The 20,767-nt window shown below is 30.7% G+C and carries 19 protein-coding genes and 1 riboswitch; of the genes, 9 read left to right on the plus strand and 10 right to left on the minus strand.

Annotated features, from left to right (window positions below; genetic code table 11):
- Positions 1-105: 105 nt before the first annotated feature.
- Positions 106-705 carry a hypothetical protein gene (locus EAH69_RS13340; RefSeq protein ID WP_147439152.1) on the minus strand — a complete coding sequence of 200 codons (600 nt, stop codon included), beginning with the start codon at positions 703-705 and terminating at the stop codon, positions 106-108.
- A 29-nt stretch (positions 706-734) separates the two neighbouring features.
- Positions 735-1,175 carry a nucleoside deaminase gene (locus EAH69_RS13345; RefSeq protein ID WP_121935713.1) on the minus strand — a complete coding sequence of 147 codons (441 nt, stop codon included), beginning with the start codon at positions 1,173-1,175 and terminating at the stop codon, positions 735-737.
- Between the two features lie 111 nt (positions 1,176-1,286).
- Between EAH69_RS13345 and EAH69_RS13350 the strand changes: the two genes are divergently transcribed.
- Positions 1,287-2,192, plus strand: a complete 906-nt coding sequence (locus EAH69_RS13350; protein WP_121935714.1) for an EamA family transporter — start codon at positions 1,287-1,289, stop codon at positions 2,190-2,192.
- Between the two features lie 32 nt (positions 2,193-2,224).
- On the opposite strand, the gene EAH69_RS13355 is transcribed toward EAH69_RS13350, so the two are convergent.
- Positions 2,225-3,283 carry a YncE family protein gene (locus tag EAH69_RS13355; RefSeq protein WP_121935715.1) on the minus strand — a complete coding sequence of 353 codons (1,059 nt, stop codon included), beginning with the start codon at positions 3,281-3,283 and terminating at the stop codon, positions 2,225-2,227.
- Between the two features lie 4 nt (positions 3,284-3,287).
- A complete protein-coding gene (locus EAH69_RS13360) occupies positions 3,288-5,087 on the minus strand; it encodes a TonB-dependent receptor plug domain-containing protein (protein WP_121935716.1) in 1,800 nt (599 codons plus the stop codon).
- A 36-nt stretch (positions 5,088-5,123) separates the two neighbouring features.
- Positions 5,124-5,320: riboswitch (cobalamin riboswitch) on the minus strand.
- A 161-nt stretch (positions 5,321-5,481) separates the two neighbouring features.
- Between EAH69_RS13360 and EAH69_RS13365 the strand changes: the two genes are divergently transcribed.
- The 7 genes from EAH69_RS13365 to EAH69_RS13395 all read left to right on the plus strand — a co-directional run bounded on the left by EAH69_RS13365 (position 5,482) and on the right by EAH69_RS13395 (position 13,761).
- Positions 5,482-6,462 carry a pyruvate dehydrogenase complex E1 component subunit beta gene (locus EAH69_RS13365; protein WP_121935717.1) on the plus strand — a complete coding sequence of 327 codons (981 nt, stop codon included), beginning with the start codon at positions 5,482-5,484 and terminating at the stop codon, positions 6,460-6,462.
- A gap of 84 nt (positions 6,463-6,546) precedes the next feature.
- Complete coding sequence (locus EAH69_RS13370) at positions 6,547-9,102, plus strand: DUF5686 family protein (protein WP_121935718.1); 2,556 nt, start codon at positions 6,547-6,549, stop codon at positions 9,100-9,102.
- Between the two features lie 42 nt (positions 9,103-9,144).
- On the plus strand, positions 9,145-9,633 hold the full coding sequence (locus tag EAH69_RS13375; protein WP_121935719.1) for an inorganic diphosphatase: 489 nt from the start codon (positions 9,145-9,147) through the stop codon (positions 9,631-9,633).
- 91 nt (positions 9,634-9,724) lie between these two features.
- Positions 9,725-11,176, plus strand: a complete 1,452-nt coding sequence (locus tag EAH69_RS13380) for a T9SS type A sorting domain-containing protein (RefSeq protein ID WP_121935720.1) — start codon at positions 9,725-9,727, stop codon at positions 11,174-11,176.
- 88 nt (positions 11,177-11,264) lie between these two features.
- Positions 11,265-11,759 carry a lipocalin family protein gene (locus EAH69_RS13385; RefSeq protein WP_121935721.1) on the plus strand — a complete coding sequence of 165 codons (495 nt, stop codon included), beginning with the start codon at positions 11,265-11,267 and terminating at the stop codon, positions 11,757-11,759.
- Positions 11,749-12,222, plus strand: coding sequence for a hypothetical protein (locus EAH69_RS13390; protein WP_147439153.1), 474 nt, complete (start codon positions 11,749-11,751; stop codon positions 12,220-12,222). Before EAH69_RS13385 ends, EAH69_RS13390 begins: the two co-directional genes overlap by 11 nt.
- 105 nt (positions 12,223-12,327) lie before the next feature.
- Positions 12,328-13,761, plus strand: coding sequence for a M28 family peptidase (locus EAH69_RS13395; RefSeq protein ID WP_121935723.1), 1,434 nt, complete (start codon positions 12,328-12,330; stop codon positions 13,759-13,761).
- A 38-nt stretch (positions 13,762-13,799) separates the two neighbouring features.
- Here EAH69_RS13395 and EAH69_RS13400 read toward each other — a convergent pair whose 3' ends face one another.
- Entirely contained in the window at positions 13,800-15,176 is a 1,377-nt protein-coding gene (locus EAH69_RS13400) for a tryptophanase (RefSeq protein WP_121935724.1), read from the minus strand.
- A 115-nt stretch (positions 15,177-15,291) separates the two neighbouring features.
- Positions 15,292-15,705 (minus strand): acyl-CoA thioesterase, encoded by a 414-nt coding sequence (locus tag EAH69_RS13405; RefSeq protein ID WP_121935725.1) that lies wholly within the window; start codon positions 15,703-15,705, stop codon positions 15,292-15,294.
- A 341-nt stretch (positions 15,706-16,046) separates the two neighbouring features.
- On the opposite strand from EAH69_RS13405, the gene EAH69_RS13410 reads away from it, so the two are divergent.
- Positions 16,047-17,195, plus strand: coding sequence for an LOG family protein (locus tag EAH69_RS13410; protein ID WP_121935726.1), 1,149 nt, complete (start codon positions 16,047-16,049; stop codon positions 17,193-17,195).
- A gap of 48 nt (positions 17,196-17,243) precedes the next feature.
- On the opposite strand, the gene EAH69_RS13415 is transcribed toward EAH69_RS13410, so the two are convergent.
- The 4 genes from EAH69_RS13415 to EAH69_RS13430 all read right to left on the minus strand — a co-directional run bounded on the left by EAH69_RS13415 (position 17,244) and on the right by EAH69_RS13430 (position 20,471).
- Complete coding sequence (locus tag EAH69_RS13415) at positions 17,244-18,047, minus strand: hypothetical protein (protein WP_121935727.1); 804 nt, start codon at positions 18,045-18,047, stop codon at positions 17,244-17,246.
- Positions 18,048-18,052: 5 nt separating this feature from the next.
- Complete coding sequence (locus EAH69_RS13420; RefSeq protein WP_121935728.1) at positions 18,053-18,853, minus strand: hypothetical protein; 801 nt, start codon at positions 18,851-18,853, stop codon at positions 18,053-18,055.
- A 9-nt stretch (positions 18,854-18,862) separates the two neighbouring features.
- The gene (locus EAH69_RS13425; RefSeq protein WP_121935729.1) at positions 18,863-19,714 is read right to left on the minus strand and encodes a hypothetical protein; all 852 of its coding nucleotides are present in this window, start codon (positions 19,712-19,714) and stop codon (positions 18,863-18,865) included.
- 241 nt (positions 19,715-19,955) lie between these two features.
- Positions 19,956-20,471 (minus strand): helix-turn-helix domain-containing protein, encoded by a 516-nt coding sequence (locus EAH69_RS13430; RefSeq protein ID WP_230466830.1) that lies wholly within the window; start codon positions 20,469-20,471, stop codon positions 19,956-19,958.
- Positions 20,472-20,767 lie beyond the last annotated feature (296 nt).

Consider the following 20,767-nt stretch of genomic DNA (forward strand, 5'->3'; position numbering starts at 1 on the left):
TTTGACAAAAAGAAATGTTATCCCGAGGAATTTTGTAGATTCTTTACTTCGTATGTGCTTTGCTCAGAATGACAATTAGCTAATTATCAAATCTTCAAATTAACCTTATTTCCAAAGCAATTGTAACTCCAAATTATATTCTCCTGTGTATGGTTTATTTACCGTAGGTTTTTCAGAAATAGAGAAGTTGTAATTTCCTTTTGCAGGTAAATCAAAAATCAAAGTTTTACCAAATGGACCACCTTTAATCGAATCTACTGGACCTTTGATGTGATTAATACGAATATTTGCTAACGTATCTTGAGCAGAAATTTTAATTGCAACTTTTTTAGCTGTATCAGAATTGAATACAAAAGTATTAGTTTGACCTGCGTTTTTAGTTAACGTCTTTTTCGCTTTTGCGTAAGTTATCTTTAAAGTATCTCTCGTATTGTCTTTACTAAACGGAACAATTTTATCTACATTTGCTACAGGTTTTACAACTTTTTTAGGTTGTTGAGCTTTAGCAATTGTCTTTGTTGATTTTGGATCAGCTTCTTCTTTATCGTCACGAATTTTTTCCTCAACTTTAATTTTTAACAAATCTGCGTATGCTGAATCAACACCTTTTTTCGAAGGATATATTTTTGGCGTAGCATTTTGCTCACAACTAAAAAGAGAAAGACTAATAAAAGCCGATAAAATAAAAAACTGAAAAACTTTCATGTGATAAATTGAAATGTAAATGTAGTTAATTACCTTTTTTTCTGGAAAAAAGATTTCATTATTTCGCCACATTCATCTTCTAACAATCCTGAAACAACTTCGGTTTTAGGATGTAATTCGCCAATCTTCGCTTTAAAACCACGTTTAGGATCAGAAGCTCCATAAACAACTCGCGAAATTTGGCTCCAATACAACGCGCCACCACACATGACACATGGTTCTAACGTTACGTAAAGTGTACAGTTTTGTAAATATTTACCACCTAAATAATTTGCAGCAGAAGTAATCGCTTGCATCTCTGCATGCGCAGTAACATCGATTAAAGTTTCAGTTAGATTATGAGCTTTTGCAATGATTTTGTTGTTTGAAACAATCACAGCGCCAACCGGAATTTCGTCGCGATCATATGCGTTTGCAGCTTCGTTTAAAGCAATTCTCATAAAATATTCGTCTGAAAATAATTCTGCCATCAAGGATAATTTTTAACAAAGGTAAAGAAAATCAAATCATCAATAATTAGAAACTAATAAACGCTTACATTTGTTTCAGTTAACAGAAATAAATCTGTTTCAACCATTGAAATGAATCAATCAAAGTATATATTTTCGGCTGTAACAGCATATTTTATTTGGGGATTTTTCAGTTTTGGATTAAAACCAATTGCACATTACCCATCGTTAGATATTCTATTTTATCGTTTGTTTATAAGTGTGTTTTTTCTAGTAGTAATCAATGTTGGATTTCGAAGAAATAAGATCAAATCAGATTGGAATCTATTCAAATCATTAGCGAAAAAAGAACAAAATAAATTATTGACTTTAATCGTAGGAGGCTCGGTTATTTTAATGTCCAATTGGTTGGTATTTATAATCGTCATGAACCATGTAAGTGTACAAGCAGCATCTTTATCTTATTTGGTTTGCCCAATTATTACAACAGTTTTAGCATTTTTTGTATTAAAAGAAGAACTTTCTAAAGTAAAATGGATTGCGGTTGGTGTAAGTATTTTGGCTTGTGGAATTTTATCTATCGGGCATTTTACTGATCTAATGTATAGTCTATTTGTTGCAATAGCTTTTGCTTGTTATATTTTAATTCAGAGAAGTTTAAATCGATTTGATAGTTTTAATTTATTAATGATACAGCTATCAGTTGTCGCTGTATTAATATTGCCTTTGGTCTTTTTATACGCAAGTCCAATTCCGACAGAAACTATATTTTATCAATGTATATTGGCTGTTGTTATTTTGTTTACCATTATACCTATGTTCCTTAATAATTTTGCGTTAAAGGGGATAAATTCATCAACAGTTGGGATTTTAATTTATCTGAATCCGATTATGAATTTCGTCTTAGCAATTACTTATTACAAAGAAAAAGTAACGACATTGCAAATTGTAGGTTATGTATTGATTTTAGTTGCGATATTAGTTTTCAATTCTCAAATTCTATTTAAAAATAAAAGCATAAAAAAATCCGAAGGCTAACCTTCGGATTTTCCGTTTTTTGAAAACTTTTATTAATTAGCAATGATGAAATTAGGTCCAATTCCTGTTGAAAAATTTCCTAGTAAATTTCCTGCTAAACTATAATATTTAACTTCTCCGTTTGATGCAAAATCTTTCGCATCTCCAATGTAGATTGCTCCATTATTGATGTTAAAAGAGTAAATGTAAGTTGCATCAGATGTAAATAAAGCTGTTTGTGGTAACACGTTTTCTTGCGTTTCTAAACGATAAATTTTATTGTTTAAAGTATAATACAACTGATTATTTTCTTCTGCTAAAAATCGAGGATTTTGTCCTTCTTGAAAATTAATTGTATGAGAAATTGAGTTCGAATTCAAGTTAATTTTAACCAATTTTCCCGCTGATGGAGTTCCGCCCCAAGTAATTCCACTACATAAAACGTAAACTGTTCCATTTTTCTCAACTAGTGCCGAAGGAACGTCACCAACTGTTATATTTTCTAAAGTATTTGTTGCTAAATTGTAGATTGAAACAGAATTTCCATTGCTCCATCCACCTGAATGAGCAACAACCAATTTATTATTTTCGATTAAGATTTGATCTGGACCTTCTTTAACGTCAATTTTTTTCTCAAATGCTAAATCAGAACGTCTAAAAATCGAAATAAAATCGTCATTTGGATTAGAAGCATCTCCCCAATTTGTGACATAAATTTTATTGTCGTCTGCGGCGATATAACGTGGATTATTTAAGTTAGAAGAAATTGAGCCTTTTGATTCGAAAGTTGTAGTATGAACAACTTCTATTTTATTCGACATATTTACTACAATATATCCATCATTATCTTCGAAAAGTACACTTGTAGCAACGTTTCCTAAGTTTAAAGTTGGATTAACAGTTTTAAACAAATTCTGAGTTGCAGTTCCGTTTTTAAAGAAAGTAACTTCGGCATTGTTACTTCCCATTGCTCCTTCATTTAATACAAAAATTCCGTCCTTGTAAGTTCCATTTTGTTCGATTGAATTGATATTATCATCATCTGATGAACAAGACTGTAAAGTAAAACTCGTTGCAAGTAATGCGAATAATAAAGTTTTGATATTTTTCATTTGATTATAGTTTTATGTTTATTGATATTTGAAAATTAATTCCTGGCATCCATCGATTGGCAACACTTTGGTATTGATGATCGAAAAGATTATTTACAATAAAATTGGCTCCAAAATTTGGGTTGATTTGATAACCTAAACCAAGGTTTGAAGTCCAATAACTTGGAATCGTTGCTTGATTATCTGTTTGAATAAAAACTTGATCTACCCAACGATTTTGCATAAATACATTCCAAGATTTGTAAGAATAGTTTGTATTAATATGGAATTGATGTTTCGGAACGTAAATCAATGTTTTATCTGTTTTCTGATTGATGGATTCTGTATAAGAATAAATTGTTCTGAAAGCGAAATTTTTCCATTTGTAATCCCCAATTAATTCCGCTCCGTACGTTTTTACATGATTTTGATTAACCGGACGCCAAAACGAGCTACCAGTTGTTGGAATCCATTGAATCATGTCTTTTATATCATTGTAAAAAACGTTGGTTTGAAGTTTTAGATTATTGAATTTAAAATCATTTCCTAATTCAAATTGTAAGGCATTTTCAGCTTTTAAATCAGGATTTCCGCCCGTTTCCCAAAACAAATCATTGAATGTTGGGACACGATAATTCTTAGAAAAATTGAATCGAATTTCGTAGAAATCTAAAGGTTTATAATTGGCACCGAAAGCGTAAATAAATGGAACATCATAAACGGATGAAAAATCTTGACGAATACTCGCTTCGTATTGTAATTTATCCGATAAAATATGTTTATAAATCAAACCAAATCCGGCTGTGTTTCGGTCAGAATCAGAAAGATTTGTTCCGTTTCCTTTGCTATAAATATTTTCAGCAAAACCGCTAATTGTTTGGTTCGGCTTGAATTTATAATTCAGATAATATTTAGCAATCCAATTGTTAACTTCTAAATCTTGTGTTGTCGAAGATTGTCGATTAGGGTAATATTGATTTGATTCGTGCGTGTAAGCAACTTTTAAATCTGAATTCCAACGATTTTTATTAAAAACCCATTGTCCCATCACACGATAATCTTGATTATCGTATAGCGTAGGCGATTCGTAAATATCAGTTAAACTGAATTCGCGATTTCCGAAATTAAATTGAGAAAGTAATCTGATTTCATGATCAACTAATTTTACACCAACGTTCGCATCAACCGTGTTGAAATAATATTTTCCGTTTCTATTTCGTTCTAAATAATTATCAATTTTATAATCATTATCTGACTGAAATCTAGCATAACCAACATTTGTAGCAACATTTTTTTTAGCAAAATGTAAACGATAATTTAAGTTGTACGAATCAAAACTTCCGTATCCTAAATCAAGATTTTGAATCAGTTTATCATCATACTTTAATTCATCTAATAAATGAATTGCTCCACCAACACCACCAGTTCCATAAGCAATACTTCCACCGCCAGGTTTTACTAAAATTTGGTCATAAGATTTAGAATTGATTGTACTGAAATCGGTTTGTCCATTAATTGAAGAATTAATGTTAATACCATTCCAAACTACTGCCGTTTGCGAAGCTGTTGTTCCACGAAAAGATGGTGAAGAAACCATTCCAACTCCATTTTCTTTAAAATAAATGGGCGATTCAAATTGCAACAAATTACTCAATGAAGGTTGATTCTTTTTTAGAATACTATCATTCAGTTTAATTTGTGATTGACTTTTGTAATGATGATTTAAAAAAGGATCGTTTATTAAAACTTCTTCTAATTGTACAGCATCATTTTGTCCGAAAACATAGCCAGAAATAAGGGCTACTAAAATGAATTTTTTTTTCATAAATAGTATTCACTTCTTCTCCCGAAAGTGATTCAATTTTTAGTTATTTCTATGGCAGGTTTCCTGACTTGTTTTATTCTTTTAAAGCCTTCCCATTTTATTTGAAAACAGTGGCAGAAGTCGTAAAAGAATTGAGATAAAACGTACAGTTGCGGGGACAGTTTTGGATTTGAACCAAATTCCCTTTTAACTCTTTTTGAGCACCATATGAAACCAAAGGTAGATAAAATTTTGAATAATTACTTAAAATTTATTGAATTAGGAAATAATTAAATAGGGTTTAAACATAAAAAACATGGACGCTTTTACCTATTTCAGATATAAATCAAAAAAATTCCTAACTTTTTTATTACATTTGCTTTAGGAAAAAATATAGTAACGAAATCAAAACACAATGGCTATAAAAACTTTTAGAGAAGTAATTGCCGAGGCAATGAGTGAGGAAATGCGTCGCGATGAATCTGTATACTTAATGGGAGAGGAGGTTGCTGAATACAACGGTGCCTACAAAGCTTCTAAAGGTATGTTAGATGAATTTGGACCAAAACGTGTTATTGATACGCCTATTGCAGAATCTGGCTTTACAGGTATCGCTGTAGGTTCTACTTTAACAGGATGTCGTCCAATCGTAGAGTACATGACATTCAACTTTTCATTAGTTGCAATCGACCAAATCGTAAATAACGCAGCAAAAATATTACAGATGTCTGGTGGACAATGGAATTGCCCTATTGTATTCCGTGGACCAACAGCATCAGCAGGACAATTAGGTGCTACGCACTCACAAGCTTTTGAAAATTGGTATGCAAATGTACCAGGTTTAAAAGTTGTTGTTCCTTCAAACCCATATGACGCGAAAGGATTATTAAAATCTGCAATTCGTGATAACGATCCAGTAATTTTTATGGAATCTGAGCAGATGTATGGTGATAAAATGGAAATTCCAGAGGAAGAGTACTTAATTCCGATCGGTAAAGCAGATATCAAACGTGAAGGTAAAGATGTAACAATCGTATCTTTTGGTAAGATTATGAAACAAGCTTTAATGGCAGCTGAAGAGTTAGCTAAAGATGGAATTGAGGCAGAAGTTATCGATATTCGTACAATTCGTCCAATGGATTACGATACAATTATCGCTTCTGTTAAGAAAACAAATCGTTTAGTAATTTTAGAAGAGGCTTGGCCATTTGCTTCAGTTTCTACAGAGATTGCTTACATGGTACAACAAAAAGCATTTGATTACTTAGATGCTCCAGTAAAACGTATCACAACTAAAGACACTTCTGCACCTTATGCACCAAACTTATTCCAAGAATGGTTCCCTCAAGCAAAAGAAGTTGTTGCAGCTGTTAAAGCAGTGATGTACAAATCTTAATTAAAAAGATTATATTTATCATAAATAATTTTAAAGTCTAGCATGCATTTTGCTAGACTTTCTTTTTTAAACTTTTTAACAAAAATGTCAAATAAAGGACTGTTTACCGCATTCTTAACAATACTCTCTATTGTAAGTTTTGCTCAGGTTAAGATTCAAGGGAAAGTCTTTGATGCAGTTTCAGGTAAACCAATTTCGTATGCAGACATACGATTACCAGAACTAAAAGTCGGAACAACAACAAATTCAGATGGTTCTTTTTATATCGAATCTGCAACATCGACGAATAAATTATCAATTACAAAATCTGGTTATGTAAACTATGATTATGAAATTGTTGATCTTATTGATTTTAGTTTTATTGCTGAATTAGATCCAAAACCAGAAGACAATTCTAAAGATTTCATTGATGATTCTGGAGATGGAATTTCCTTGCAAGGTGCAACTGTTACTGGAAAAAAGAAACAACGTCTAAAAAAGAAAGAAAATCCAGCTTATGCGATTTTAAAAGAAGTTTGGGCAAGAAGAAAGTCAAATGGATTGAAGATGGTTCCTCAATATTCTTATAATGAATACGAGAAATTACAATTTGATATCAGTAATATTGATTCAGCTTTTATGAAGAAAAAAATCTTCAAAGGGTTTGAATTTGTATTCGAGAAAATTGATACTTCATCAATCAATGGTAAAACCTATTTACCAGCTTTTTTAAATGAATCTATTTATAAAATAGAAGGAATTAATAAGCCAAAAACTCAAGAAAGAAGAGAATTAAAGGCGAACAAAACTTCAGGTTTCGAGAACAATGAAGTGGTGGCTGCTACGGTAAAAAATTTATTCAAAGACATTAATATTTACGATAATCGTTTAAACTTTTTAAATATCAAATTTGTATCACCAATCGCAACAGATGGGTTTGCGGTTTATGATTATGAGTTAAAAGACACGATTGATATTGATGGAATTGAAACGTATAGAATTAAGTATTTCCCGCGTCGCGAAGGCGAATTAACGTTTAAAGGAGATATGTATATTTCTAAAGATTCTTATGCTGTAAAATCGATTGATTTGGAAACAACAAAAGACATGAATGTTAACTTTGTTCGTAATATTTTTATGCAATTAGATTACGATGTAGCAAACGATTCTGTTTTTTATCCAAAGAAAGAATATGCAATGTTAGACATGACTATTTTATCTAAAAAAGAAAGCTCTAAAGGTCTGTTTGCACACAAAACGGTCAATTACTATAATTATGATTTTGATTCTCGTCAGCCAGATGTATATTATTCTGAGCGTATAGATCCTGCGATGTCTTCCGTTAATGTACAGTCTAAAGAGTATTGGGCAGAAAATAGACCAGAGGCTTTAACGAAAGATCAAGAAGGAATTTACGAAACATTAGATCAATTGAACGAAGTGCCTAAATTTAATCGATTTGTAAAAACAATTGAGGTTTTAGGTTCTGGATATTATAGAGTTGGAAATATAGATATTGGTAATTTATACTCTTCTTTTGGTTATAATAAGATAGAAGGTCTTCGATTAAGAGCAGGAGCAAGAACTTACTTTTCGCAAAACGATATGTGGCGTGCACAAGGTTTCTTAGCTTACGGTTTTGATGATGATAAATTTAAATATGGTGCAGATGTGCGTTACATGTTCAATAAATTTAATCGTTTTCAGATCGGTGCAGGAACTAAGCGAGATGTAGAACAAATGGCGGCTCAATTAACATCTTCGGACGGAATTATGACTCGTAGTTTTGCTTCGTCTTCAATTATTAATCAAGGAGATAATTTCTTCTTAAGTTCTAATAATTTAACGAATGTTTACACATCAATAGAACCATGGAAAAATGTTATTTTCCGTTTAGATGGAAATTATCAACGTATAAAACCTGCATCCAGAGAGCATTTTTCTATTGCATATGATAAAAATGGTGTGGTACAAGAAAATTTAACTAATTCATCAGTTAGCTTTTCTGTAATTGCTAAACCTGGAGCTAAATACTCTCAGTATGGTATTGATCGTGTAGAGATGTCTACTTTAGCACCAACTTTAATGTTACGTTATACAAAAGGTTTAAAAGGTGTGATAGATTCAGATTTTGAATACGATAAAGTACAGTTTTTATATACGCAACCAATTTTAGTAGGTTCTTTAGGACGTTCTTTAATGACGGTTGAAGCAGGAAAAACCTTTCAAGGAGTTCCGTTATCATTACTAAGTGCAATTCCGGGTAACGAAAGTTATGGGCAAGTTTATGGTACATTTTCTCAGTTAGATTATTACGAATTTGTAACTGATGAATATGTAACGATGAACTGGGAACACCATTTTAATGGATGGATTTTGAATAAAATTCCTCTTATTAAAGAATTAAAACTAAGAGAAGTTGGTTTCTTAAGAGCGGCTTATGGAGATATTTCTGATAAGAGTAAAGCGATAAATCGATCAACAATTAATTATACAGCTCCAAATCAACAAATCTATTACGAATACGGTTTTGGAATCGAAAATATTGGTTGGGGAAACATCCGTCCAATCCGAATTGATTTTAATTGGCGTGGAAATTATAATAATTTGCCAGATGTTCGTAAATTTGGGGTGACTTTAGGATTACAATGGGACTTCTAAAGTGTTTTAAATTAAATAATAATAAATTAAAAATAAGCGAAAATGACTTTTGACGCGATTATTGAAATCCCAAGAGGATCTCGTAACAAATACGAAATGGATCACGAAACAGGAAGAATCCGTTTTGACCGTGTATTATACTCTCCAATGCAATACCCAGCAGATTACGGTTTTGTAGAGAATACTTTAGCATTAGATGGTGATCCAATTGATGTTTTAGTTTTCTTAACTGAGCCAACTGTACCTGGATGTGTTATCGAAGTTAAAACTATCGGTGTTTTAAACATGTCTGATGACAAAGGTCGTGATGAAAAATTACTTTGTGTACCAGTTGCTGATCCAACTTGGAACAAATTAAATGACTTAGCTGACATGAATGAGCACACATTAAAAGCTGTTGAACACTTCTTTAAAGTATACAAAGATTTAGAAAATAAAACTTGTATCGTTGAAGGTTACGGTGATAAAGCACAAGCGGAAAAATTATTCCACGAAGCTGTTGAGCGTTTCAAAACAGAAGGAGCTCACTAATTAGTAGTGAACTAAATATATTAAAGCCACCCTAATGGGTGGCTTTTTTGTTTAGATTAATTACCTTTATGTTACACTAAATGAAAATAACATGAAGAAATTTTTTACAGCTAATTTAGCAATAGTAGGTGCATTTGTATTTGGGCAATTTTCAACTCCAAATACAGGGCAAACTTATACAATCGAAGATTTAGACGCTTTAACAGAAGCTATCTCTTACGATACCACTACAAATAAATATATCCTTACAGAAGATCTTACTATTAGCGAAGCAGATAGTTTTGTAGCAAATACAAATTTTGTTTTAGCAATTGAGGATGGTAAATTAATTACGATTAATGGATCAATTTTAGTAAATGCACCAGATGTGGTTCATTTTACATCTACAAATCCTGGTACTATCTATTTTAACGGTTTACGAATTGCTGATGGAGCAGCGGCAAGTTTTACTAATTTTAAAATGACTTACGGTGGAGGAATTCGTGTTTTAGGAGATACTTTCTTTATGAATAATTCGGAAGTTTCTTTCCAAAATTCAGGAATATCAACAGGAGGAGCAATTAATTTTTCAAGAGGTAATCCAACGATTCAGAATTCTAGATTCGAGCAAAATGTCACACCAGCAGTAGGATCAGGAGCTAATCAATCAGTTGCGTTAACATTCATCAATAATTATTTATCACATAACAACTTGTCAAATTCTAATCGTCCTCAAATTAACATGGGCCCAAGTGGAAACGGTGGAGTTACTAGAATTACAGGAAATACAATTATCGGAGATCGTACAATGACTCGTGTAGGAGGTGTATCGGTTTCTAGTTTGCTTGGAGTAAACAATGAATTTTTGATTGAAGATAATTTAATTAAAGATAATCGTTATGGAATCACAGCTTCTGGTGGAAATACAAAAGGGAATATTCTTAATAATCAAATTATTGATAATAATACAGAGCCTATTCCTGCGAATGGAGGAAGTGGTATTAATATTTATTTAGCTCAAAATCCAGCAGATTATAGCATTAATATTTTTGGGAATGAAATTAAAGGTAATCTTTGGGGGATAACGAATATAGGAAATGGAGCTTATATTAATTTAGGTGATGAAGTTAATAGAGGAAATAACGTTTTTGAAAATAATGGAAATGAGGGCGTAACCTATGCATTATATAATAATTCTGTAAATTCAGTTTCAGCAAAGGGTAACTGTTGGGATCCTATTTTAACAGACACTCGAGTAGAAGAAGTAATTGTACATTACAATGACGATACTACATTAGGATTGGTAGACTATTCAGATTACGGTTGTTTATTAAATACAACTGATGTAGAAGCGAAAAAAGTTAAAGTATATCCAAATCCGAATAATGGTAATTTTATAATTGAAACTAAAACAAAAGATTCCTATCGTGTTTTTGATTTAACTGGAAAATTAGTTAATTCTGGAGAATTATTAATCGGAAAAAATGAAGTAAAAACTAATTTAACAAAAGGTGTTTACGTTGTTAAAACAAAAACGTCTACGTTTAAGATGATCGTAAAATAAAAAATCGTTTATTAAATTTTAAAACCACTTTAATGATTTTATTTTATTATATAATACGTTATTTAAATTACAACAACACTAAAATAGCATGAAGTATTTAATAATTTTATTTTCGTTTTTAACGATTTTTTCTTGCGATGATGGAGATGATAATCGTCGAAACACATACACCATCGAAATTCCGGATGAGGTTAACATGAATTTGCTAAACGGACGATGGAACTTTAGGGGTGAAGGCGTTTATCACGATTTTCATCCAGGATATCATGGCGAGGTTTACGGGACTACAGAATTAGCATGTGTAAGAGAAGGTTATCTTGAATTAAACACTTCTAATAATACTTTTATACAAAAGATTAATTATAAGTATAACGAAAATGAACAGTGTCGTACTACCACAAGATCAGGTACTTTTAGTGTCAGTGGAAAAACAATTACATTGTCTTTTACTAACGGAGCTGGAAATATTCAAACGAAAAAATACGATGTAAAACGTTTGTATGAAAATAAGTTAGAAGTTTTAGAACATTCTATTGTAGAGGAAAACAAGGAAATTTATGGAGTTACTTATTATGAAAAATAAACTACAAATACTATTTATATTATTAGGAATATTCGGTTTATATTCTTGTAATAATGACGATAATTCTGATGTTGTGGCTAATGAATTAGAAGGGATATGGTCATGGGAAAATTACGGATCGTATATAATGCAAAATAATGTTGTCATAGATTCTACTGTAAGTGATGATTACCCGAATCCAAATCGAAATAATTGCATGAAACAGAAAAGGATTCAGTTTACAGATTCAGAATTTTTAGAAAATCATCTTGTATTTTTTGATAATGGATGTGAATTTAGAACCATGAAATTTCCTTATAATATGTCAGCTGTGAAAGAGTTTAAAGTGAATACTGGAAACTTTAACAAGACATATAAATACAAGAAAATCTCAGAAAATAGGATTAGAATATATTATTTCTATGCTGAAAACGGAGACGGAACACAAACTTATGATTTCGACACGTATAAAAGAGTAAATTAAATAATAAGCCATCCGTTTTTGGATGGCTTTTTTATGAAAGAATAATTAGAAAAATATTTATTTTATTGAAAAATACTATCTAAGTTTATTATAGAAAATATACACATGAAGATTGTACCAATAATTGCTATATCACTTTTTTCAACACTTTCGTTAAAAGCGCAATCAAATAAAGAAATTTTAGAAAAAATTAATACTGAAGTTTCTAATCATGCAGAAGCTTATTATTTATTACAAAAAGCAACTGAAAATATTGGCCATCGAGCTACAGGAACTGAAAATGGTAAAAAAGCAGAGGAATTTGCTGCAGATATTTTTCGTTCGTATGGTTACGATGTTTCATTTCAAGAATTTAATTTTAAAGGTTGGAACAGAAATAGTTTGACTTTAGAAATTAACGAAAAAAAGATTAAATCTGTTGCCTTAGCTCATTCTCCTGCCTTATCACAAGTTGAGTCAGAATTGGTGGATTTAGGAAATGGACTTGAAGAAGATTATCTAAAATTAAGTAAGAAATTAGATGGTCAAATTGTATTTGCAGCTTTAGGTTTGATAGAAGATACTTCTAAAGATGTGAAGAATTTACATCGTTCCGAGAAGACAGCTTTGGCAATAAAATACGGAGCTAAAGGAATTATTTTGTACAATCAGGCAAAAGGAGGAATTCTTTTAACTGGAACTGCATCTGTAACAGGCGATATTATTGAAATTCCTGCAGTAAATATCTCTTACGAAGACGGAATGTTAATTAAACAAGCTCTAAAATCAGAAAAAGTTTTAGGTAAAATCGATATGAAAAATGATGTTGGTCCCATGAAAGGGCGAAATGTTATCGCTCGTCGATTAGGCCAAGCTATTCCAGAAGAAAAAATTGTACTTGGAGGACATTTAGATAGTTGGGATTTAGCAACTGGCGCGATTGATAATGGAGTAGGTAGTTTTTCTATTCTTGATGTAGCAAGAACATATCAGAAATTAAATTTAGAAAATAATAGAACCATAGAATTTGTTCTTTTTATGGGAGAAGAAATAGGATTATTAGGCTCTAAAAATTACGTAGCTGAAGCGATTAAAGATGGATCGATTAAGCAGATAAAAGCAATGTCGAATATGGATATGACTACGAATCCAAAAGCTTATTTTTCGACAATGGATACGAGTTTATCATTTTTAAATGGAATCGCGAAAGAGGTAAAATCTTATATTCCAGATTTTAAAGAAACTGCTTCTGTAAATGTTGGTTTACATTCAGATCATCAGCCGTTTATGTTAGAAGGAATTCCAATCATTGGTTTATCAGAAAGTAAATTTAAAAAAGGAGCATTAAATTGTTATCATGCAAATTGTGATTCATTTGAATTTGTAGAAGAACTAGGTTTAAAAAATAATGTATTATTAGAAACGTACTTATTATATAAATTAAGTAATGAAAAGAATTTTCCTTCAAAAAAATGGTCTGAAGATGAAATTCAGAAAGAATTAATTAAAGCAAATTTAGAAACTCCATTACGTATTTCAGGTGATTGGAGATGGAAATAAAATAAAAAATCCACCATTTGGTGGATTTTTTTATATTGTTATTTTTCTTTCAGTTTAACTGTAAAGTGTCTTAAAATATCGGCTTCCCAAGTAATTTCGTAACCTTTTGAGATTTCATCACGACGATCAAAAATATTTTTTAAAGCTACAGCAATATAATCCATATGACTTTGGAAATATGTTCGTCTTGGAATTGCTAAACGTAACAATTCTAATTTCGGATAGCGATTTTCTCTTGTTTCTGGATCACGATCGGCTAAAATAGTTCCAATTTCTACTCCACGAACACCAGCTTCTTTATATAACTCGATTCCTAAAGTTTGTGCAGGAAATTCTTCTCTCGGAACGTTTGGTAAAAACTTTACAGCGTCAATAAAAATTGCATGTCCACCAATTGGTTGCTGAATCGGAATTCCATATTCAATTAACTTATTACCAAGGTATTCAATTTGTGAAATTCGAGATTTTAGATAAGGATATTCAGTTGCTTCGTCTAAACCTTGAGCTAAAGCTGCTAAATCACGACCTGCTAAACCTCCATAACTTAAATAACCTTCGTAAATAATTCCGAAATTACCACATTTTTTATATAGCTCTTCATTATTAAGTGCGATAAATCCTCCAATATTTACCAATCCATCTTTTTTAGATGACATTGTCATTCCATCACCTAAATCAAAAACAATTTTTGCGATTTCTTTGATTGTATGATTTTTGAATTCTTCTTCTCTTTCTTTTATGAAGTAAGCATTTTCAGCAAAACGTGCTGAATCGAAGAAAATCGGAATTCCGTATTGATCTGATAAAGCTTTTACTTTTCTGATATTATCAACTGAAACAGGCTGACCTCCAGAAGAATTACATGTGATTGTGATTAAAGTGAATGGAATATTTTCTTTTCCATATTGTTTATAAACAGCTTCTAATTTATTTAAATCGATATTTCCTTTAAAAGGATGAATCAATTCGCTATCAAAAGCTTCATCAATAGTACAATCAATTGCGTGGGCTTTTCTAAATTCGATGTGGCCTTTCGTTGTATCGAAATGTGAATTTCCAGGAATTACGTTTCCTTCTTTAACTAAAGCAGAAAATAAAACATTTTCGGCTGCACGACCTTGGTGTGTTGGTAATACGTATTCGTAGCCTGTAATTGCATTAACTGTAGCTTTTAATTTTTGGAAAGATTGAGAACCAGCGTAACTCTCGTCACCAGTCATCATTGCTCCCCATTGTTTGTCGGACATTGCTCCAGTACCAGAATCTGTCAATAAATCAATAAAAACTTTTTGACTTTCTAAGTTGAATAAATTGTAATCTTTTTCTTTTATCCATCGTTCACGTTCTTCACGTGTTGATTGATAAATTTCTTCCACCATTTTTATTCTAAATGGCTCAGCGAAAGGTAACTCCATTCTTTTGTTTGTTTTGCGTTATAGTTTAAATATAACGATGATTTTTAACAAAAATTGAATGAAAAAAGAAAATCCTTCACAAAAACTGTAAAGGATTTAAATTGTATTCTAATAATTAGTCAATTACCGGAACTGGTCTCTTGTTTTCATTGATTGCTACTAAAGTAAATGTACCTGTTATCGCTTTGTCGCGTCCATCTCGGTACATACTCTCGATGAAAACATCGATCTGAACGTCTAAACTCGTACGTCCAACTCGCGTTACTTTTCCTACGAATTCTACTAAAGTTCCTGCAGGAATTGAGTGTTTAAAATCGATTTTATCGCTACTTACCGTTACAATAGGTTTGCGACAAAAACGAGTGGCTGTCATAAATGCAATTTCGTCCATTAAATACATTACAGCACCACCAAACATTGTTTTGTGGTGGTTTGTATCTCCAGGAAAAACTGCTTTAAAAACTCTTGTTTCAGAATCAATGATACGTTGTTCAATTAATTCTTCTCTTTGTGTTTTTTCCATTTCCATTATCATGTGTTAGCACGTTATTTCTTTTTTTATAAAAATTTGATAATGTTTTTTATGGCGTTTGATGGTTATAAATTTCATAGAACAGTAGATTTAGCTTCAAATCGCGAAAGCATTATCATTAGCTCATTTCATGGTAATCTGACTTATTATTTTTTGTAAAATAACTTACAGTTGCGCGACAGTTCGTGAGTTTCACACGATTCCCCAATTATTGAGCGTTAATATTTTGCAAATATAGATTAGATAAATGGATTTTTTAAAACTTAACTTTCGTTTTATGCAGATTGGAACAATTAGTGTAACTTGATTGAGCAATAATGAAGAAAGACTTTTACTAAATGAAAATAAAATTAATTAAGAATTTAATTCATAATGATAAAGAGTGGAATGATTTAATTTCTACAACAAACAACCTAACAAATAAAGTAATTCAGGATATTAATTTTTGTAATAAAGTTGTCGATTGGGATAACATTATATTAAATAATACGTCATTTTTAGGATGTACTTTTAAACAAGGAACAGCAATTCCATTAATTGAACGAGGTGCTTTTGTTTATCCAAAATTTAAAGATTTACCTTATAATCCTTACCGAGGAAAGTTATATTCTTGGCAAGAATTGATGGAGGGATATGATCCAGAAAATGATAATAGTATTGATATTAATATTTATAAACATTTTGTAAAAAATAAATACAATCTACCCGTTTCAGAGGCTTTGGCTCAACGTCTTCACGACCATTCAATAGATGATGGTTTACGTCGTATTTTAGAATATGATGATGAAGGAATGACGAAGAAAAAAGTTGTTGGTTTTATGGGAGGACATTCAACTCGACGTGGAAATCAATTTTATGTAGAAACTGCGATTGCAGCACAATTAGCAACTAAGAAAGGATATTATGTAGTAACAGGTGGAGGGCCTGGAATTATGGAAGCAGCTAATTTAGGGGCTTACATGGGGAACTATTCTAAAGAAGAATTATTTGATGCAATCAATATATTAAAGGATTTAGAATTTCAGAATTCAGAGGATGCAGATTATTTGGCTAAAAATTTTAATCAACGTTCGATGGAAGTTTTAGAAAAGTATCCAAATGGATGTGAAAGTTTAGCGATTCCGACTTGGTTTTATGGACATGAACCTTCTAATTTATTTGCGAAGTATATTGCAAAATATTTTTCGAACAGTATTCGTGAAGATATTTTATTAACAATTAGTTTGTACGGATTAGTATTTGCGCCAGGAAGTGCAGGAACTACACAAGAAATTTTCCAAGAAGCAGCTCAAAATCATTATGGTACATCAGGTTATTACAGCCCTATGGTATTCTTAGGTAAAAAAAGATATGTAGAAGATACTTCTATTTATTCGGTTTTACACCAATTAGCTGTTGGTAGAGTGTATAAAGATTTACTTTTCTTAACTGATAGTGCAGAATTAAGTATTGATTTTATAGAGAAACATCCACCAATTAAAGTATAAATACAAAGAGAACCGAAAGGTTCTCTTTGTATTTTATTAATCTATTAATTATGGATTTTGATATTGCTCCACAATAAATGTTGACTTAATATTTGCGGGAGTTAATAAATTACGTGTTTCGTCATTTGAATTTGGTTCATTAGGAGAAGTTACTGATCTACCAATTCTTAGTACGGGTCCATCTACATTTCGACCTCTACAGGCAACAGCTATATCATAAGATTGTCCAACTTGAAAAGCCTGATTATTCCCGTCTTTAGTAATTAACCCTGAGACAGTAAGAGTTTTAAAAGCATTGTTAGGACCAATTAATACTTCAGGTCTAATTACTTTTAATTTATATCCTGTAGTGCTATTCGGATTTTTTTCAGGTGTTTTTCTAACAAAAAAGCCACATGCAAAACTTACTCCTGAACTAGGATTAGAATATTTTGAAGCTAATGTTTGAAATTGTGCACTAATACTATTGTTTTGCATTTCAAAAATAAATGAAGTTTTTAAACCTTCAATCATTTTCCAATTTGAGTTAAAATTAGAATTTTCTGAGTCATTTGTAGTAGCTGTAATATTCGAGATTAATAATCCAGTACTTGATTCCATAATTATTTTATCTTTGATTAAGATTGATCCACTAAAATCAACTGGTTGTGGAAGATGATCCCATCCTGGATAACCATTATTAAGAATTTTATAATATGTATTTTCTGTACCGCTTGGATTAGGTGAAATTAATTGTCCACGAATTAACATGCTTTCAACATCAAGCAGTGCTTGAGGTTCTTCTACTCCAATTCCTACCTGTCCATATAATTTTGGTAGAATTAAAAGTGATAATATATATATATATTTCATATTTATTAATTTAAAGGTTCAAATACATTAATTTTTAAAAATGAACGAGAATTAAATGCCCAAGAAGTTGAAGGGGCAACACCACCACCAATAACTAGTGTTCCATTATAATTTCCAAAATTATCTCTTCGTTTACATGCAACTTGAAGTTTATAAGTTTTATCAGGATCGAAAACAAAATTACCTTCTGATTTTATTTCAGTTGAAACAGAGAAATTGAAAAAGGCATTGGTTGCATGTCCTCTTTCGGCTGTGATAATTCGGACTCCTTTTAATTTATAATCTCCGAACTTTGTAGCGTTTGTTGATTCAGCCATGAAAATTCCACAAGCAAAATTAGTTCCTGTACCTGTGCCTAATCCACTTACTTGTGCTAAACTCTCAAATGTTACAAAAACTTTAGAAGATGGATTTGTAACTTTAAAAGTTAAATCTTGAGAATTATCTCCAATGATTTTCCAACTAGTATTTAATTCATCAATTTTATATGATTGATTTCCACTTAATTTTTTGCTTTGTAAAGTTAAAGCACTGAAATTATTTAATGATTTAGAAAAAAGTAGATAATTTAAATTAGGTATTGATACAGGATCTGATGCTACAACTTTCCAAGAAGGTTCAGTGGTTGGCCCATTGGAACTATAAACCATTCCAGGTAACGCTTTTTCTAAATTTATATCTTCTACTTTAACATTTCCTTCAACAGTTAATGAATATTCAGGATCAGGATTATTTGTTCCAAATCCTACTTGAGCATATGTATTTGCAGTTAATAAACTTATTATTATGTAAATGTAATTTTTCATGGTATAGAATTATAATTTATATAAAATATCTAAATTAACAATCGGACGATCAGTGAATTGGGAAATACCAGAGTGGTTTGGTTGACCAATTCTTAATTCAAGACTATTTACTGATTGATTCATTTTTTTACATGCAACAAAGAAGTTGTATTCACCAATAGGAAAATTTTCAAGAGTATATAAAAGATTAAAATTAGAGTGTTGAATTGTTTGGTTTCTTATCCAATTCACTTGTCCAATTCGATATGCTCTTAATTTAGCCGTACTATCGCTTTCTCCATTTGTTTTAGAAAATAGTCCACATGCATATTGTACATTACTTGAATTGGCAATATTATTAGAGGTTGTATTCCTAAGTTCTACACCTGTTTCAATACGAATATTGATATTATTATTACTTTTTAAAATATTGAAATTTTTTAAACTATTTTTATCAGAGAACTCTGCAATTTTTTTCCATCCATTACTAAAAGTTTCATTTTCAATATTTGCATTAACATATGAATTAGTATCTTTTGAATTAAAAATTGCACCTGATGTGTTTGTTGTTGTATATGTATTTTCAATATAATACATTCCTTGTTCTAATAAAGAAATAGGAGGATTAACCCATTGCGGAGTTAATTTATTATCAACAATTTTCATTTGTAGTAATTGGTCTTTTTGTCCATTACCAATATTTTGGTCGGGTTCAGTTGTTGATTTAAATTTTCCTCTTACATTTAATTTTCCATCTACGTGAAGTGAAAGATCTGGATCGGGTACAAAGTTCATATCATGTGATATTCCGACCTGCGCTTGCAACCCTTGTAATAAAATAAGAGCAGCAATGGTTAATACTTTTTGATAAAGTTTTACCATAGTTTTAAAATTAGTTTAGTTAGAATTAGTTGTTGTTAGTCTTGCAAAATTATGTCATATATTAAAAGCTAAATTTCTTTATATGTTCGTTTTCTTGAAAACGGATAGAAAATAGTAAATAAAATATGAGATGATATTGATTGAATTACACTGTAATTCGATGATGTAGTTCTGTATTTAATTAATTAATTTTTCTAAGTTTATGAAAGATTAAATAAGTTAATTTTCTTATATTTTAAAATTAAATCGTATCGATTAGATGCGTTTTCTTATTTTTTATTTTAGAAATATATGATGATGGGGATTCACCTATAATTAATTTAAAGTTTTGTGTGAACTTACTGTGAGATGAGAATCCTGCTTCGTCAGCCATTACACTTATCTTATAATTAATAAATTTAGAGTCATCATTTAATTTATTTACAATGTATTGGATACGAAGCAAATTAATGTAGTTATTAAATTCGCGATCACTATGTATTTTAATTATATGTGAAAGATATTTAGTATTTGTATTTAAATAGCTTGATAATTTAGCTAATGAAATATTTTTTTCTAGAAAGATATCAGAATTTTCGAATTCAATTAATTTCTTTATTAGATCTTGTTTTGTAACCTTTGAAATTCCAATAGAATTATTTAAAGGAGAAAGAATTGAGTTAGATAATACAGTTATGATTTGATTATCTTTAATATTAGAATTTGTGTTAATGTTCTTTTTTTGATAAAAAGAGTATAGAAAGTATCCTAGTATCATAGTTATTATGACAGTATTTAGAATACTGTTTATGTTAGTGTAATGAAAAATATAAGGCATATTTTCCACTGCACCTTCAAATTGCAATAGGTTCATTGTAGTTTTTATTAGTTAGTTAGGTTTGCAAAACTATTCATTTCAATTATATAATTACATACCAATTAATAGGTATTTTATTATTTTAGTTTAAAAACAAAAATAATTTTTGGTTATTAAAAAAATAGTATCTATATTTGCAATCCAATATCGCGAGATGGAGCAGTAGGTAGCTCGTCGGGCTCATAACCCGAAGGTCA

It is taken from the genome of Faecalibacter macacae (assembly GCF_003687725.1).
GTDB classification, from domain to species: Bacteria; Bacteroidota; Bacteroidia; order Flavobacteriales; family Weeksellaceae; genus Empedobacter; species Empedobacter macacae.

Excerpts from the sequence above, each read along its gene's own strand:
- EAH69_RS13430 (WP_230466830.1), bottom strand. The coding sequence starts at position 20,471 with ATGATACTAGGATACTTTCTATACTCTTTTTATCAAAAAAAGAACATT.
- EAH69_RS13365 (WP_121935717.1), top strand. The coding sequence starts at position 5,482 with ATGGCTATAAAAACTTTTAGAGAAGTAATTGCCGAGGCAATGAGTGAG.
- EAH69_RS13415 (WP_121935727.1), bottom strand. The coding sequence starts at position 18,047 with ATGAAATATATATATATATTATCACTTTTAATTCTACCAAAATTATAT.
- EAH69_RS13375 (WP_121935719.1), top strand. The coding sequence starts at position 9,145 with ATGACTTTTGACGCGATTATTGAAATCCCAAGAGGATCTCGTAACAAA.
- EAH69_RS13410 (WP_121935726.1), top strand. The coding sequence starts at position 16,047 with ATGAAAATAAAATTAATTAAGAATTTAATTCATAATGATAAAGAGTGG.
- EAH69_RS13360 (WP_121935716.1), bottom strand. The coding sequence starts at position 5,087 with ATGAAAAAAAAATTCATTTTAGTAGCCCTTATTTCTGGCTATGTTTTC.
- EAH69_RS13385 (WP_121935721.1), top strand. The coding sequence starts at position 11,265 with ATGAAGTATTTAATAATTTTATTTTCGTTTTTAACGATTTTTTCTTGC.
- EAH69_RS13380 (WP_121935720.1), top strand. The coding sequence starts at position 9,725 with ATGAAGAAATTTTTTACAGCTAATTTAGCAATAGTAGGTGCATTTGTA.
- EAH69_RS13400 (WP_121935724.1), bottom strand. The coding sequence starts at position 15,176 with ATGGAGTTACCTTTCGCTGAGCCATTTAGAATAAAAATGGTGGAAGAA.
- EAH69_RS13390 (WP_147439153.1), top strand. The coding sequence starts at position 11,749 with ATGAAAAATAAACTACAAATACTATTTATATTATTAGGAATATTCGGT.
- EAH69_RS13425 (WP_121935729.1), bottom strand. The coding sequence starts at position 19,714 with ATGGTAAAACTTTATCAAAAAGTATTAACCATTGCTGCTCTTATTTTA.
- EAH69_RS13345 (WP_121935713.1), bottom strand. The coding sequence starts at position 1,175 with ATGGCAGAATTATTTTCAGACGAATATTTTATGAGAATTGCTTTAAAC.
- EAH69_RS13340 (WP_147439152.1), bottom strand. The coding sequence starts at position 705 with ATGAAAGTTTTTCAGTTTTTTATTTTATCGGCTTTTATTAGTCTTTCT.
- EAH69_RS13355 (WP_121935715.1), bottom strand. The coding sequence starts at position 3,283 with ATGAAAAATATCAAAACTTTATTATTCGCATTACTTGCAACGAGTTTT.
- EAH69_RS13350 (WP_121935714.1), top strand. The coding sequence starts at position 1,287 with ATGAATCAATCAAAGTATATATTTTCGGCTGTAACAGCATATTTTATT.
- EAH69_RS13420 (WP_121935728.1), bottom strand. The coding sequence starts at position 18,853 with ATGAAAAATTACATTTACATAATAATAAGTTTATTAACTGCAAATACA.
- EAH69_RS13370 (WP_121935718.1), top strand. The coding sequence starts at position 6,547 with ATGTCAAATAAAGGACTGTTTACCGCATTCTTAACAATACTCTCTATT.
- EAH69_RS13395 (WP_121935723.1), top strand. The coding sequence starts at position 12,328 with ATGAAGATTGTACCAATAATTGCTATATCACTTTTTTCAACACTTTCG.
- EAH69_RS13405 (WP_121935725.1), bottom strand. The coding sequence starts at position 15,705 with ATGGAAATGGAAAAAACACAAAGAGAAGAATTAATTGAACAACGTATC.